A 16,609-nucleotide genomic window follows, 5' to 3' on the forward strand; every position below is an offset into this window, starting at 1 on the left:
CTGCTTTACAATGATTTAGTTCGCAACGTATGCTGATTTATTTTATAATTTCACGATTTTTACTGCATCGGCGTATATCATTCGCAAGTCGGTTTTATCGGTTAATTCGATAACCGCTTTTTCCGATGAGAAATAAAATGAGCCCAAATGCACCCACCCTGTTTCGGCACTTTGCGAATCAAGGAAAGCTTCTTCCGCTCCGTCGTCGCCATGAATAATAAAGTTTAAACTTCCTTTTTCTTCTCCGCGGTTACGGCCAAATCCGCGCCCTTTATAAAAGTGGTAAAACACATCGTAGTAACCGGCCTCTTTCACCGGCACATTCCAGCGGGCAACCTGCTCGCCATTTCCACCTTTAATGTAGTAGGCCGAACGAACGTACTCGCCGTAAAACTCGTCGCTGGTTGTGGCCGTCCACGACAACGGAGGCCTCCACCTGTTTACACTCGAATATTTTTGTTTTGTTTCTTCCTCTTTTACGATTAGTTTTTCGAGCAAGCTAACCTGGTGATTTTCGGTTATTTCAAAGCCCGGATCTTCGTTATCCACAATTTCTTCATTAGGCAGTTTTGTTTGAACCGGTGTTGAACTGATACGCTCTCCCTCCCACACTCTGGCTTTCAGGTCTTCTTCCACTTCGCGAAACATTTCCATATAGGTTTGCGGAACGTTCTTCGATGTTAAAGAGTTAAAAATCACCATACGTGGCACACCATCAAAAAGGTAGCTCATTTCTTTGGTTTGGTGAGCTGCCAATTCAATCAGCTTATCTACGGTATCTTCCGAGCCCATTCCCGGAGGGCCAAAGCCACGGCCGCCGCCACCACCTGCAAGCCGGAAAGTGAGTTTTACCAAACCATCAACATCCGAAAAGTTGGTTACTTTCAACGAGATCATGGTTTTCATGGCATCTCCCGATTTTACCTTTACACCCTTTATGGGCGAAACCAGGTAGCCCGGCAATGCTTTTGCTGTAAACCAGCTGTTCATCATCGGTTCCAGCTCGATACCAAACCGGTCTTTTATTTCTTCGTCAAATTCCTCAAACGAAATATTCTGGTACTTGTACTTTTCCAGCACACCGCGCAGAAAATCTTCAAAATCTTCTTCACCAGCCTCCAGTTTTATGGTAGAGAAAAGCACATCGCCTTTCAGTTTAATTACGCTGTTTATGATATCGCTTTGGTCAGGATCAGCAAGAATTTCTTCGAACGAATAATCCTGCAGGGCGATATTTGCCATAATCTCGGGGCTTTCGCCACTCATGCTACTCATAAACAGCGATCGCATATCGGTGGACTGACTTTTTAGATAAGCCTCGAAAACGCGGTTGGTAATCGGCCATTTATCCGATTGAATATTGTTTTGAAAATTGTACAACCAAGGAAAAATAAAATACGGATTTGGCGACTGCTCCATGCTCATTTCTCCGCGCGACCAGCGGCGTTCGGTTTCATTTTCTTCGGTAAATTTCTCGAGAAACTGCTCAAGAACGCGCAACTCTTTATCTTCATCGGTCATTTCGGCACCGCCGCCACGGCCTCTCCAGCGCCCCATTCGTTCTTTTTGCTTTTCAAAATCAGCTTCGCGAAACATGTAGCCTTTTTCCTGAATGAGCACCTGCCCAGGCTGAATAACTTCCTGCACCGATGTCCACATGCGCTCGTAGGTTTTAAACTGCGCGGGAACTTCAACCAATGCCAATTTCTCGGAATTGTACTCGAGATTATAACCCCGCTTAAAATCTTCGAAACGTTCGGAAATTATTGAGGCCAACGTATCTTTCGATTCCGGGAAAGCATTGCTGAAATGGTCGTGCCCCTCGATTAGCCAGATGCCAAATTCAAAATCATTATGCTCCAGACTTTTATATTCGTAATTACCAATGGCCAGCGAAAGTTGTGTGAGCGGTGTTTGCGGCTCAAAATGGAACTTACCTGCCGAAACCTCTGTCCTTTCACCTTCCGAAACCGCTTGTAATCCTTCTTTTGTGTTAACGGTTAACGAATAATCCACAAACCCGGGTTTGTACCAACTTACATCTTCCGTGCTATAGGTAACACCAACTTTCGGATACCAGTTGGCTTCGCGCGTAAGCAACACATAATCGGGCGTTACAAAAGCATAACGCTTGTCAACATTCAATACAAATTGTCCGTATTTTTCCTGCCGTAATTCTTCGTCGATATCCAGGTAACAATACGCTTCATCGATAGTTCCGTTGTAGGAAAATTCAACTTTTACACTATCGCCCGGTTGTAAACCAGGCTGATCGGAAACGATAACCAGATGATCTTCGCGTAAAAACGGTGTTGTTTTTCCGTTTACTTTCAGATCGGTAATTTCCAGGCCTGCATTCAAACTAAAAATCAGTTTCGACAAAGGCTGCTGCAAATTGTTTTTCAGCATTATTGCCGATTGCACACTCAACGATTCGCCGTTATGATCGAGCACAATATCGTGCGAAAGCACATCGGCCAGCGGCTCGCTTACATATTGATTATTCAGCTCGATAATATCAGCACGTAAAGCTGCTGTTTTTTTGAAACTATTAATGTGATTAAAAGCCAGAAAGCCGGCACCACCAATAAATACAACACTAAAAATAAGCGAAACGTAGGTCATTGCCTCCGACTGAGGTAAACGTTTCAGCAAGAAAATGGTAAGGAAAATGAAGCCTGAACCCAGTCCGAAATATATGCCGCGATGAATAAGAATTACACTAAGATTACTAAATCCAATAATATCGGAACTTAACATGGGAATGTTAAAGGCCATATAATCGAAAATGTAATAATATTTGGCCTGTAAAAGAAAGAGGGTAATCCCGATATACCCCAACACCAACACAAAAGTGATGGCCTGGTTGCGGATTACGCTCATCAGCAAAAACGACAGCCCCATAATAAAAACAAGGGTTGGAATACTTATCAGCACCAAATACACGCCGTACGAAACCCAATCGATGGGAGTACCTTTTGCCAGCGCATTAAAAATAAGTGCCAGGATAACCACCGCTATATTCAGAATCATAAACACCTGCATGTTGCCCAGTGTTTTTCCGATAACGTATTCGCCGTTGGTCATCGACCGCATGTATATTACCTCGGTGGTATCCAATTTTTTATCGCGTTTTAAAAAGTCGGAGGCCAGAAACACCGCAATTACTGCCTGAGCCACATTTAAAATCAGCAAATTAAAATACGGGATTGCACTCGGAATCGCTCGAATGGCCCAGCTTTCGCCGCCACCGCCTTCAATCACCATTCCGAAGTTTAATCCGAACAGTACCAGCAACGAAAGAATACTGAATATGCGGAAAAACCAGCTGCGAAAAAGTGTTTTCCGCTCGTATTTTGCTATCGAAAATATATTATGTAACGAAATCATTTATCCGGTTTTAAGCGTTAGACCATTGGTTTAGTTTGTTTTCCATAAAATGCACATAAGCGTGCTCCAGGTTCGGTTCCATGGGTTTTCCCTGATACCCGTCAATCTCATTGGCAACAACCTGCACTTCCCAGCCACCATCGATCGGGATGGTAGAGATTACAGGATATTTTTCGTTTATTTCCAGGTACTCCTGTTCGGTAGCTTCAATCTGCCAAACATGGCCTTCGGCTTGTTTTACGAGCTGCTCGGGCGATCCGGCAAAAGCCAGTTTCCCCTGGTTGAGTAATGCCATATTATCGCAGGTACTCGAAATATCGCCAACAATATGTGTTGACAGGATGATAATTACGTCGCGGGTACTAATGGTTGAAAGCAGGTTACGGAAACGAATACGTTCTTCGGGATCGAGGCCGGTGGTAGGCTCATCCACAATAATAATCTTCGGATCGTTTATCAGCGCCTGGGCAATTCCCAAGCGGCGTTTCATACCGCCCGAAAGTTTATTGGCATTCCGGTCGCGCACTTCAAACAAACCCACTTCTTCCAGCATTTGATCAACCGCACTTCGTCGTGCTGTTCCGCTTTTCATCCCCGCCAAACGGGCGGCATAATCTAAAAACTCCGAAGTTTTTAGTTTCGAGAAAAAACTAAAATCCTGAGGTAAATAACCCAACATCGAGCGAATTTCGCGGCGATGTTTCGAAAGTTCGTAATCGTTGAAATATACTTTGCCGCTTGTTGGTTTCATCAGGGTTACCAAAATGCGCATAAGGGTTGATTTTCCAGCCCCGTTTGGACCCAAAAGGCCAAACATACCATTTGGAATTTCAAGGTTGAGGTTATTAACAGCGTAACTGCCTCCCTTGTAAATTTTGTTTAGATTTTCTATTTTAATATGCACCTTGCAGTAAAATTTTAAGAGAACATTGCTTTGGACTTACAAAGCATAAAATCGTTTAATATTGTTGGTGCACTTTTATGATTTAAATTACAGGCTTCAGCAGATTTCTTTCGTTTCCAACGACTAGATAAAAGACATTGCGACAGCAAATGCACAACAATACGAACACACAGAACTACAAAAACAAAAAAAGCTCTACAAAACCTTGCAAAGCTGATACTTTCGTTGGGCAAATAAAGAAAGTCGGGGAGTCAACAATTACAGATTAAAAACACCATTTTTATAATTTTAGTGTATATCGGTGATCTTTCACGCAGTCGGTTAACACTACTTCGTAGGTACCTCTTTTTAAATGGCTAAAATCCAGGCGGGTTTGAATACTCACATCGCGGCCAAGATTCGACCCGTCGATATGTTCTCCGTTTTGGTATATATTTACATACACCGGCTTATTCCTGGTATTTAGAAACGACACATTCACCATTTTCCCTTTTACCCTAAAATAGGGCTCGTAACAAAACGTTGCGTTACTTACGCTAATTTTCTTATCCTCTACTTTCACAACACGGTTTATACTCTGATTGCCGTAATTGATACTAACACAATACAGCCCATCGCCCAACCCCGAAAAATCAAACATTTTTTTAAACTCGGTCTGATGCTCGGTTTCTTTGTGGTATAGCACTTCTCCGTCGAAATTGGTAAGACTCACCTGCAAGGGTGCTTCGTGAGAAAAACTATAGGCAAGCATTGCCGTGTTTTCTTTCACCTGTACAAATTCCATTTTGGGTAACTCGGTGGCACTTGCCGCTCCTGCAACAAAAAATGCCAGGACTATAACAGTCCAAAATTTTGTTTTCATGACTTTTCATTTAATTGTTTCTTACTTAATAGACACAAAAACAGCACCTTTCGTTACGCCATTTGGCAATTAGTCGACCAACGGCAAGTTAGCGTCGGTCAACACAAAAAAAACCGATCTCAACAACCGGCTCCAACATCAAAAAGCAGGGATAAATAAACTACTATGCAATGGAAGTACATAGTTTTAAGATTGAATGAAATTCAAAAAAGAATAATTGACAAAACATACATGAGTATTGAGCATTAAGTATTGAGTAATGAGTATTGAGTAATGAGTATTGAGTAATGAGTATTGAGTAATGAGTAGAGAGAAAAAGAAAGTGAGTCTCAATACTCAAATCTCTGTACTCAAATCTACTTCCTTTTATAATGGAAATTTAAGAAACTAAAGCAGCGGCAATAAAATTGCAGGGTTTTAACCATTAACCAGAAAATAAAAGATAAAAAAAAGGCTATCAGTTAATCGCTGACAGCCTTATCTAAATCAATAACATTTTCTGACTATTTTTCTAAACTAAACGTAAATTCATTATTCAAAGAACTCAAAATCACTTCGTACTTTCCACCTTTCAAAGCTGAAAGATCGTATCCTGAAGCTACATTAAACGCTTTTCCCAAATCCGACTTATAAACCAAACCGTTTTCATCGTAAATGTTCAAGCTTAATCTTTCCTCATCGAAGTTCAAATAAGAAAGTTTCAAAACATCGTTGGCAAAAGCAAAGTAAGGATCAATTCTTAATTTTGAATCGCCTACATAGATACCATTTGATGCTACCTGGATATCCTGGATTAAACGCGTGTCGTTTACGCGAAGATTCATGGAATAATTTCCGTTTTTAAGATTTTTGAAATCATAAATCTTTTGGTAAGAACTCAATGGCTTTGTTGTTTGCTTGTAATAAACCAACTCGCCATCCTGGGCATGAATGCTCAATTCGAACAAGGATGCATTGTTGTTTTGAATTGTTACTACCGCTTTGTCGGCTGACAACGGAGTTACACTCATTTTTGGCTTCTCAACGGCTGTTGCAACTGCTACAATCGCAACTGCCAATACTGTAGATAATAATTTAATTGTTTTCATAACCATTCTTTTTTGTTTAACATTGAATGACACTACAAACATATATGTTTTACAGCATACATGCCAAATAACATGTTAAAAAAATTAATTAACTGCATTATATTTAACATTCGGCTTAACATCAAGATTATTAACACAGCGTTAACATGCTTGTTTCCAAGCCTTATTACGGCGAAATTGGCGCTTAACAATTATCGTGCCATTTAGAATACAGCCATATTAAACATATCTTAGCATATTCTCAAAAAATCGTTAATTCAGTCGATTACAATACCTTATAGTCTTTATTTTCAAGCACTAACGACTCCAACAAGTCGCTCTCGACAACAACACCAACCACAACTTTTCACTCCTAAAAACACCAAAACCCCACCAACATAAAACCAACTACCAATCCGCAATTCTCCTCCTCGTAAAAACACACCCCGCTTTTTCAAACAGCTAATAAAAAAATCCGACTTAAAGCCGGATTAAAAAACAAAAAAGGCTGCCGGAATTCCCGACAGCCTCTTAAACCAATAACATTTTCTAATCTATTTTTCTAAACTAAACAAAAAGTCATTATTTCCTGAAGTCAATATTACTTCGTACCGACCAGCATCCAAAGCCGAAAGATCAAAACCTGTTGCAACATTAAAATCCTGACCCAATTTCGACGCATACACCAAACCGCTCTCATCATAAATATTCAAACTCAGCTTTTCGTTGTCGAAATTTAAATAGGTAAGCTTTAATACATTGTTTGCAAATCCGAAGTAAGGATCAATTCTCATTTTCGACTCACCCACAACAATACCTTTTGAAGAAATATTAATGTCTCTCACCAAACGAGTATCGTTTACGCGAAGATCCATTGAATAATCACCATCTTCAATATTTTTAAAATCAAAAATCTTCTGATAAGTAAGAGCTGGACTTGCAGATTCTTTATAATACACCAACTCTCCATCTTTAGCACGAATGCTCAACTCGAACAATGCCTCACCTCCATTAAGAATAGAAACAACCGCTCTATCCTCTGACAAAGGTACGATATCCATTTTCGGTTTCTCTACGGCCGATGCAACTGCTACAATTGCCAGCGCCAACACTGTTGTTAAAAATTTAATTGTTTTCATAACTATTTTCTTAAATTGTTTTCATTTTAAAATCACTCTGCAAACATACATGTTTTACAGCATGCATGTCAAATAACATATTAAAATAATTAAAAATGTTGTGATAATTTAACATTCAGCCCAACTATATATTTTTATAAATTTGCACAACATCCTTATTAAAAGGCTTTATGTAAAGAAGACACTTTGAAACACAATTTTCGTGCCATTTTCATTTATGGCGTGTTAAATAATTTTTAGTAATTTCTAAATAAATAGTAAAATATGCATATCAATATCCTGCATCTCGCAGAAGGTGCCAGAGAAGCAAAAGGAACAGTTATTATTATCGATGTTTTGCGGGCCTTTTCCACAGCCTGCTATGCCATTAATAAAGGAGTCGAAACCATTATTCCGGTTGGTGATATCGATTTGGCTTATCGCTTAAAAAAGGATAATCCCGGTTACCTTTTAATTGGCGAGCGACATGAGCGAAAACCGGAAGGTTTTGATTTTGGGAATTCGCCAACACATATTAACAATGCAGTTATTACAGCCAAAACAATGGTTCAGACCACAAGTTCGGGCACACAGGGAATTACAAATGCCATAAATGCCGACGAAATAATTACCGGCAGTTTTGTAAATGCAGGCGCTATTGTTAATTACATTCGAAAAACCAATCCAAAAGAAGTATCGCTGGTATGCATGGGATTTGCCTGCCGCTACCCCACCGCCGAAGACTCGCTTTGCGCCGAATACATAAAAAAAGAACTGGAAGGCCGGCCAAACGATTTTCCGGCAATGGTACAAAAGATTAAAGAAACCGATGGCGCCCGTTTTTTCGATCCGGCTACCGAAAGCTGGTCGCCCGAAAGCGATTTTCACCTGTGCATGGATTTAAACCGTTTTGATTTTATACTGAAAGTTGAAAAGGTTGGCGATTTAAATTATCTTCGGAAGCTTAAAATTTAACCGTTTTACCGATACAATAAGGAATAACAAAAGCCTTGTAACAATGCAACAATACAATTTCGACGAAATAGTTCCGCGCAAAGGAACCAACTGCCTAAAACACGATGCACTCGAACAATTTTTCAACTCGGCCAATGCACTGCCACTTTGGGTGGCCGACATGGATTTTAAAACACCCGATTTTATTGTTGATGCCATAAAAAAACGTGCCGAACACGAGATTTTTGGTTACACATTCCGCCCCGATTCCTACTACGAAGCAGTGATTAACTGGATGAGCCGGCGCCATCAGTGGGACATCAAAAAAGAATGGATCTCGTTCAGTCCGGGTGTTGTGGCAGGACTGACTTATGCAATTGAAAGCTTTTCAAAACCGGGCGACGGTGTTATCGTTCAGCCACCGGTTTATTTCCCGTTCTTCGACAGCGTGAAAGGCACCAACCGGAAAATGATCGAGAATCCGCTGAAAAAAGAAAATGGTCGTTATACATTCGATCTGGAAGATCTGAAATCGAAGATCGACGAAAACACCAAACTGTTGCTGCTTTGTAATCCGCAAAATCCAGGAGGAATGGTTTGGACACGCGAAGAACTGGTTGCACTGACAGCTATCTGCCTGGAAAATGATATCATGATTATTTCGGATGAAATTCATTCGGACCTGATTTACAACGGCCATAAACACATTCCATTAGCCAGCATCTCGGAAGAGGTGGCGCAGAACTGCATGGTTAGTATGGCACCAAGTAAAACATTTAATGTTGCAGGGCTTACCTCATCGCTGGTAATCATTCCGAACAAACGAAAACTGGCAGCTTACGAGCGCACCATTGGCGTTGGACATCTGGGAATGGGAAATATTTTTGGCTCGGTAGCATTGGAAGCCGCTTATACACACGGCGACGAATGGCTGGAACAGCTGCTCGATTACCTGTGGGGAAATTATCAGCTGCTTGAAAAATTTGTACAGGAAAAACTTCCGCGCGTTAAAGTAATGAAACCGGAAGCCACTTACCTGATCTGGATGGATTTCTCGGATTATGGCATGAAAAACGATGAGCTGGCAAAATTCACCGTTGAAAAAGCGGGTGTGGCACTAAACGATGGCGGGCGTTTTGGAATTGGCGGCGACGGTTTTCTTCGCCTCAACATCGGTTGCCCGCGCAGTGTGCTGCAGGAAGCGCTTGAGCGCTTGGAAAAAGCTTTTGCTTAAACTACTTTTGCACCGTCTTTTAAGGCGGTGATACGGATTTCGCCATCTTAATCAGATTTTTAAGGATTTTTGTAGAATTGAATTTACAAAAATCCTTAAAAATCAATTACTCTGTTACTGCCTTCATACACCGCTCTAAAGAACGGTGCAAAAAATACAATTAGCAGTGATCGTGTTCCAGATCAAACTCACTTTACCTTACCCGGATTCTTTTTAACAAAGTCGCCCCAGTTTTTATACGCCTTCGATTTTTGCGGCTTGTTCATTTGTATAAAATGACAAATGGCTACGGCAACTGCATCGGTTTCGTCGAGTACCTTATCCAAGTCTTTCAGGTCGTACACTTTTTGCAGAAAATAAGCCACCTGCTCTTTCGAGGCGCGTCCCATTCCGGTAATGGATTGTTTTACCAGCAAGGGAGCGTATTCGTGAATCGGCACATCGAACATCAATGCGGCAGCCATAAGCACGCCTTGTCCGCGCCCCAGTTTTAACATCGACTGTACGTTTTTGCCGTAAAAAGGCGCTTCAATGGCCATCACATCGGGATGATATTCTTTTACAAGGTGCAGTGCCCGCTCGTGCAACACTTTCAAGCGCTGATAATGGTCCTTGAATTTCCCGGGCGTAATGTTTCCCATGTGCAAAATCACCGGTTTTTTATTTCTAATCTCTACCAAACCATAGCCGGTTACCGTTGTGCCGGGGTCGATGCCCAATATACGAAGCGGTTTATCCATTCGTTGAAAATAGTAATTTGTTGCTAAGCTGCCGTCAAAGGTACTGATATTGTTTTTTTGAACCACAATAGACACATAGAGCACATTCGATTACTTTCTTAATTAAAAGTTTTTTTTTTGATTGCCTATTTCTATTTGCCAATTACCTATTCAATCACAAATCGTTAATCATTCTTTGTGTTACTTCGTGCCTTCTTTGTGAATCTTTGTGGTTCAATTTTTACCACAAAGGGCCCTAAGTACTCACTAAGTTTCACAATGTCATTGAAAATTCGCAAATCATCATTCACCTCCGTTTTCTCCGGTCGAGTTGCTGAACCAGCACACCCGAAACAATAAATAGCAAACCAATAAAAGTTGTAAAGTAGATGGTTTCTTTTAAAATAAGGTGAATAAATACAAGCGACAGAAAAGGAGCAAAAAATACCAGATTGCCAATTTTGGCGTTGCTGCTGGTCAGGTTCATGGCTTTTAACCACAATACGTAAGTAATACCCACCTCAAAAACACCAGAGTAAATGGTGGCAATAAATGCTTCGCCCCAATATACTTTAAACGATGAGAATAGTGCCACAACAGGAATGAGGTAGATAAGACCAATAGCAAAGTTGAGAAAGAGTTTCACTACCTGATCGCGGGTATCTTTTACATTAAAAATCCAGTACAACGACCACAGTACGGAACTTCCAACCGCCAGCACAACACCCAGCGGGTTTGTACTGCCAAATCCATCGAAACCACCCTGCGACGAGATAAAAAACACGCCAACAAAACTGATGAGCAGCGCCACAAAACTTATCCAGCTGATCTTCTGTTTGAGCATCGGTACCGACAGCAGTGCCAACGTTATGGGCCAGATCATATTCAGCGGTTGCGCCACCTGCGCCGGAAGCAGCGAATAAGCTTTAAACAAAACCAGGTAGTAAAGCAGCGGATTAAAAGCCCCCATTAGCAGCGAATACAACCACTCGCGTTTGGTCTGCCGAAATATTAAATGCGTTTTTCGTTGGGCTACCAAAACAAAAAACAGCAACACTACCGTTACTGCCGACACATAAAATATAAGCTGAATAAAATCGTACTCGTGCAACGCCAGTTTAAACGATGTGGCCACGGTTGACCAGAATAACACCGCCAATCCGGCGTATAAATAGGTTTTTACGGTTTGCGACATAAACGGGTAAAATAAGTACACCAAAGTACAAAAAGAAATTGAATGGTTTTCTGCCTAATGCTATGCAAAAAAACAACAACACGGATTAGCCAAAGGAGATTTTTCGCGTGTAATTTGCACATTACAAAATCTGTCAGGCCATATTTTCGAGGACAAAACAAACAATATCTGCAAGTTACACTAGCAACCACCATTAAGATATATATTTAAAATACAGTTATATATACTTTAGGTTTAATTGGGAAAAAGAATTGCCGCATAAACAATTATGACTATTTTTGATAATATCAAATGATAGTATCAAATAAATAAACTATGAAACCACCATACGAAATAACAAGTAAGATTTTAAACTTAATTGCTTCTATTTCAGAAAAAATTGGAGAAGTTAATGCTGCTCATTTAAATAAACCTCCAACAGAATTAAGAAAAAGAAATCGGATAAAAACGATTCAATCCTCACTCGAAATTGAAGGGAACACGTTGACAGTTGAGCAAATTACAGACTTACTGGAAAACAAAAGAATTCTTGCTCCGAAGAAAGATATTTTGGAAGTAAAAAATGCCATCAGCATTTACAATCAACTTAATAAATTCAAAGTCTTCGAATTAAAATCGTTGTGTAAAGCACATAAGATTTTAATGAAAGACTTGATTGAGAATCCGGGAAAACTTCGAACCGGTTCGGTTGGAATTGTTAAAGGTAGTGATATCGCCCATATTGCACCTCCCGGAGCTTTGGTTCGTTCGCTAATGTCTGATTTGTTTAACTATCTAAAGAACGATGATGATTTAGTTCTGATTAAAAGTTGTGTGTTCCATTACGAATTTGAATTTATACATCCGTTTATTGATGGGAATGGCAGAATTGGAAGACTTTGGCAAACCATGATTTTAAAAGAACACTCCCCTGTTTTCGAATTTCTTCCCATTGAAAGTCTCATAAAACAAAAGCAAAAAGAATATTATGGTGTTTTAGGGAAATCGGACAAACAAGGAAACTCAACTTTTTTTATAGAGTTCATGCTCGAAATAATAAAAGATGCATTGGAAGATTTGTTAAAAGTTCAAAATATCAGTCTGACGAACGATGACAGAATCATGAATTTTAAAGAAATCATCGGAACAAGAATGTTTTCAAGACAAGACTACTTAAGGGCATTCAAAAATATATCTCAGGCAACTGCGAGTAGAGATTTAAAATCTGCTGTTGACAATGGGATTATAGAAAAATATGGAGATAAAAGAACAACAAAATATAAATACAAATAAAAAAATAAACCTAACGCGAGGAATAAGTCATACCTGGGGTAAGCACCGAAGCTTCGGGGCGATAAGTCGAATCTCGTCACATCCTCAGTTTCGGTCAGACACTCAGACTCTCGCCTGACCGCCACGACCTCATATCACCACTGTTATCTTTAAAACTCCGCCTCCTCAATAGCCCGCATAAACAACCCTTCTTTATTTTCCGGCTCTTTATCAGGATAAACTTTTCGAAGCTCCCGGTATTTCTCGCGCGATTCTTCGGTAAACACACTTCCCGGGTAACTGGTTAGCATTTGTTTGTACAGCTCTTTGGCTTTTTCTTCCTGCCCCAGGTGGTAGTTGTAAATTTCGGCCAGCAGGTACAAAGCATCGTCGCCCAGCAGGTCGTAACTAAAATCGGTAACAATAGTTTGCAGGTATTCGGCAGCCATGGCGTAGTTCTGGTTATCAATTTCAATTTTAGCCTTGCGGAACAGGATATTATCCACCAGCGAATGATACGGATATAATTCTGCCAAACCATCGAGAATGGTCATGGCCTCATCGCTTTTGTTTTGAAAAAAGCGCAAATCAGCTTTCGCAAACATGGTTAAAGGAACTGCCGTTGTATCGAGGTTAAGGTTATTTCCAATCAGCATCGACAGCTCCATTGCATCATTGGCCGTTAGTTTCGAAGTGCTGGCTTTTAACACATCCAACTGTGCTTTTGCCCAGCTAAAGTTGCCCATATAGTAACCCAGTTTTGCTTTTTTCAGCTTCACCTCGTCGCCCAGCGAATTCTTTTTATTGGCTTCAATTACCTGCGAATAAATGAGCATGGCTTCCCACGGATCGTCGGCATATACATAAATATCAGCCATTTCCGTTTTTAGCAGCCCCAGTTCTTCGGGTTTCAGCTGCGGAACTTTCTCTCCTTTCTCCAGTACTGTAATAGCTTTTTCGGTATCATCCAGGTAGAAGGCCAGCAAATGCGCATACTCGCGCACCAAATTCAAAGTTGCCGGGCCAATGCTCAGGTAAAGTAATCCGTTCTCAAAATCGGTGGCTAAAGCTTGCCCCTGCTCCAGATTACCGCCTCCCTCGTTGGTGTATTCCATGTATTTGGCATGAATATTCCGGGCATAAGCCTGTGAGAAATATGGTGTTTCTTCTCCTTTATCCATCAAATATTCGTAGGCTTTTTGAGCCTGGGCATACTCCTTATTTCGCAAGGCCATATCGCCCAATTGTGCAATCTGCCCGTCTTCTGCTCCGGTTCGTTTATCTAGAGCAACCGATTGGCGCAGCGCACTCGAAAATTTCTTTTCCTGCAGAAAAAACCAGATCAGCAAACGATTGTAGCCAATTATTCTAGGTTCGGCCTGAATACGTTTTAGTACCTGCCCCCGAAACTGGTCGCGCAAACCATCGTCGATATCCAGCCGCATAGCCGACGACAAACTGCTTTGCACCCGCGCCAGGTGTTTTTCATCTTCGCGCAACAGGTTCAGGTACTCTTCCATCATATTGGTGTAATCGCGCAAATACAGATGTGAACGCGCCAGTTCGTAATTAAACGATTCTTCGGGCAAAGTTGCTCTCCCTTTTAAATAGGTATCACGCGCCAAACCGTATTCGCCCCAGCCCAAAAACGAATTGGCAGTAGTTAAATAAGCGCCGCGGTTGGCGGGTATTTTGCTAATCGCATCCTGAAACATTAGCAGGGCTTCTTCATTACGGTTCTGGCTTTTATAAACCTGCCCCAGATGTACGTAATATTCCGGCCGCGGCGTTTTCTGTTTTTTTATCTCACGTTGAAGCTCCGACTCTGCCTCAGCAAATTCATTTAAACTTATCAGGCTGTTGATGTAATATCGGAAGTACGTGCTGTTGCGCGTCAACTCGTACACCTCTTTTAACAAAGGCGCTGCTTTTTCAAAGTCCTTTGCATTGTAATAACGAATGGCCAAACTCGATTTCGTTTGCACCTCGGAGCGCTGTTGTTGCGCAAATCCGGTATTCAATCCCGTTATTAAGAGGAGTAGTATAATGAATTGTCTCATTGTTTTCAGCTTGTAATACAAAAATAACACAGTTGTTTAAACTATGCTTTTTTTCAAAACAATTTTGAGAGTTAGGAGTTTAATCAATTTTAGTTTGATTTTAAACTTTTACATTTGCACAAAATTAATTTGTTATGGCACATGAGTTGAATGGCAGGGAACGCCTGCCCAAGTGGATGAAGATGAAAATGCCGAAGGGAGAAAGCTATTCGAAGGTAAAAAACCTGGTAAATAAACATGGTTTGCACACCATTTGCACCAGCGGAAACTGCCCGAATATTGGCGAATGCTGGAACCGCGGAACAGCCACGTTTATGATTTTAGGAAACATCTGTACCCGCAAATGTAAATTCTGTGCCGTACCAAATGGAATGCCGCTTGCTCCTGATTTGGAAGAACCTAAAAAGCTGGCAGAATCGGTGCGTATTATGGGCGTAAAACACTGCGTTATAACTTCGGTTGACCGCGACGATCTGGAAGATCAGGGTGCCGGAATCTGGGCCGAAACCATTCGCGAAGTGAAACGCGTAAATCCGGAAACAAAAATTGAAGTGCTGATTCCTGATTTCAGAGGAAAAACAGAATTGATACAGCAGGTAATCGATGCCGGTCCGGACGTGATTTCGCATAACCTGGAAACCACCGAAGAACGCACTCCGTTTATTCGTTTTGCTGCAAAATACCGCCGTAGCCTGGAGGTAATAAAATACGTTGCCGACAATTTTGGCCGGGCAAAATCAGGGATTATGCTTGGTTTGGGCGAAACACACGAAGATGTGCTGAAAACAATGGACGACTTGCTGGAAGCCGGTTGTAAAGTAATGACCATCGGTCAGTACCTGGCGCCAACAACTAAACACATGCCTGTGGTTGAATACATTACTCCAGAGAAATTTGTAGAATACCGCAACATCGGCATCCGCAAAGGTTTTAAGTTTGTGGAGAGTTCGCCGCTGGTGCGCAGTTCGTACCGCGCCGAAGAACATGTTAAAGCATAAGTTGTACAATCAATCTAATTCAATCTCTTATCAATCTGATTCAATCTAGAGCAAAATGGCAGATTTTAATTTCGTCGATCTTGGCTTAAAAGAATACAAAGCATGTTGGGATTACCAGGAAGAAAAACTTCAGGAAACCATAGCCGAAAAAAGAAGCACGGGCAAACCCACGTCTCACAATCATTTTATTTTGGTGGAACACCCGCATGTTTACACCCTGGGTAAAAGTGGCGACGAAGCCAACATGATGGCTAATGCCGAATTTCTGAAAAAGATTGAAGCCACCTATTTCAAGATAAACCGTGGTGGCGATATTACCTACCACGGCCCGGGGCAATTGGTTGGTTACCCGATTATCGACCTGGAATACTATAAAATCGGCGTACGCGAATACATCGAAAGAATGGAGGATGCCATTATTGCAACCGTTGCCGAATACGGGTTGGAAGCCGGACGAAAAGAAGGAGCTACCGGCGTGTGGCTGCAACCCGACCATAAAGTACGTGCACGAAAAATTTGTGCAATCGGTGTGCGTGTGAGTCGCTATGTTACCATGCATGGTTTTGCGCTAAACGTAAATACCGACATGCGTTACTACAATTACATTAATCCGTGTGGATTTGCCTCGTCGGCAGTTACTTCCATTCAGCAAGAGCTGGGTAGAGAAATTCCGATGGAAGAGGTAAAAAGAATTGCGATGGAGAAGTTTAATGAAGCGTTTTAAATATCTACTAGCACGTTAAGTCTTAAATTTCGGGCACGTCATTCCGAACTTGTTTCGGAATCTCTCTACGAAAAGAAAGATGCTGAAATAAATTCAGCATGACGTAACGGATTTATATATTTGGTGTGATTCT

General features: G+C 41.2%; 13 protein-coding genes. 5 read left to right on the top strand and 8 right to left on the bottom strand.

The window, feature by feature from the left end:
• Window positions 1-42 precede the first annotated feature (42 nt).
• From BMW53_RS12755 to BMW53_RS12775, 5 genes are all read right to left on the bottom strand, one after another.
• On the bottom strand, window positions 43-3,390 hold the full coding sequence (locus BMW53_RS12755; protein WP_038558052.1) for a golvesin C-terminal-like domain-containing protein: 3,348 nt from the start codon (window positions 3,388-3,390) through the stop codon (window positions 43-45).
• A gap of 10 nt (window positions 3,391-3,400) precedes the next feature.
• A complete protein-coding gene (locus BMW53_RS12760; RefSeq protein WP_038558050.1) occupies window positions 3,401-4,294 on the bottom strand; it encodes an ABC transporter ATP-binding protein in 894 nt (297 codons plus the stop codon).
• Between the two features lie 280 nt (window positions 4,295-4,574).
• Window positions 4,575-5,156, bottom strand: a complete 582-nt coding sequence (locus BMW53_RS12765) for a T9SS type A sorting domain-containing protein (RefSeq protein WP_038558048.1) — start codon at window positions 5,154-5,156, stop codon at window positions 4,575-4,577.
• Window positions 5,157-5,659: 503 nt separating this feature from the next.
• Window positions 5,660-6,244: a hypothetical protein gene (locus BMW53_RS12770; protein ID WP_139178146.1), complete on the bottom strand. Its 585-nt coding sequence runs from the start codon at window positions 6,242-6,244 to the stop codon at window positions 5,660-5,662.
• A 533-nt stretch (window positions 6,245-6,777) separates the two neighbouring features.
• Entirely contained in the window at window positions 6,778-7,362 is a 585-nt protein-coding gene (locus BMW53_RS12775; protein WP_038558044.1) for a hypothetical protein, read from the bottom strand.
• Between the two features lie 264 nt (window positions 7,363-7,626).
• On the opposite strand from BMW53_RS12775, the gene BMW53_RS12780 reads away from it, so the two are divergent.
• Window positions 7,627-8,316, top strand: coding sequence for a 2-phosphosulfolactate phosphatase (locus BMW53_RS12780; protein ID WP_038558041.1), 690 nt, complete (start codon window positions 7,627-7,629; stop codon window positions 8,314-8,316).
• A 43-nt stretch (window positions 8,317-8,359) separates the two neighbouring features.
• Entirely contained in the window at window positions 8,360-9,529 is a 1,170-nt protein-coding gene (locus tag BMW53_RS12785; protein ID WP_038558039.1) for a MalY/PatB family protein, read from the top strand.
• 188 nt (window positions 9,530-9,717) lie between these two features.
• On the opposite strand, the gene ruvC is transcribed toward BMW53_RS12785, so the two are convergent.
• Together ruvC and BMW53_RS12795 are read right to left on the bottom strand one after the other, a co-directional pair.
• Entirely contained in the window at window positions 9,718-10,269 is a 552-nt protein-coding gene (ruvC, locus tag BMW53_RS12790; RefSeq protein ID WP_038564522.1) for a crossover junction endodeoxyribonuclease RuvC, read from the bottom strand.
• Between the two features lie 286 nt (window positions 10,270-10,555).
• A complete protein-coding gene (locus BMW53_RS12795) occupies window positions 10,556-11,443 on the bottom strand; it encodes a DMT family transporter (protein ID WP_038558037.1) in 888 nt (295 codons plus the stop codon).
• Window positions 11,444-11,758: 315 nt separating this feature from the next.
• Here BMW53_RS12795 and BMW53_RS12800 point away from each other — a divergent pair, with 315 nt between their 5' ends.
• Entirely contained in the window at window positions 11,759-12,715 is a 957-nt protein-coding gene (locus tag BMW53_RS12800) for a Fic family protein (RefSeq protein ID WP_038558035.1), read from the top strand.
• Between the two features lie 149 nt (window positions 12,716-12,864).
• Here BMW53_RS12800 and BMW53_RS12805 read toward each other — a convergent pair whose 3' ends face one another.
• Window positions 12,865-14,754: a tetratricopeptide repeat protein gene (locus BMW53_RS12805; RefSeq protein WP_038558033.1), complete on the bottom strand. Its 1,890-nt coding sequence runs from the start codon at window positions 14,752-14,754 to the stop codon at window positions 12,865-12,867.
• Window positions 14,755-14,888: 134 nt separating this feature from the next.
• Here BMW53_RS12805 and lipA point away from each other — a divergent pair, with 134 nt between their 5' ends.
• Window positions 14,889-15,752 (top strand): lipoyl synthase, encoded by an 864-nt coding sequence (lipA, locus tag BMW53_RS12810; RefSeq protein ID WP_038558032.1) that lies wholly within the window; start codon window positions 14,889-14,891, stop codon window positions 15,750-15,752.
• 55 nt (window positions 15,753-15,807) lie between these two features.
• Window positions 15,808-16,476 carry a lipoyl(octanoyl) transferase LipB gene (gene lipB / locus BMW53_RS12815; protein WP_038558030.1) on the top strand — a complete coding sequence of 223 codons (669 nt, stop codon included), beginning with the start codon at window positions 15,808-15,810 and terminating at the stop codon, window positions 16,474-16,476.
• Window positions 16,477-16,609 lie beyond the last annotated feature (133 nt).

This window comes from Draconibacterium orientale, assembly GCF_900111425.1.
Lineage (GTDB): Bacteria > Bacteroidota > Bacteroidia > Bacteroidales > Prolixibacteraceae > Draconibacterium > Draconibacterium orientale.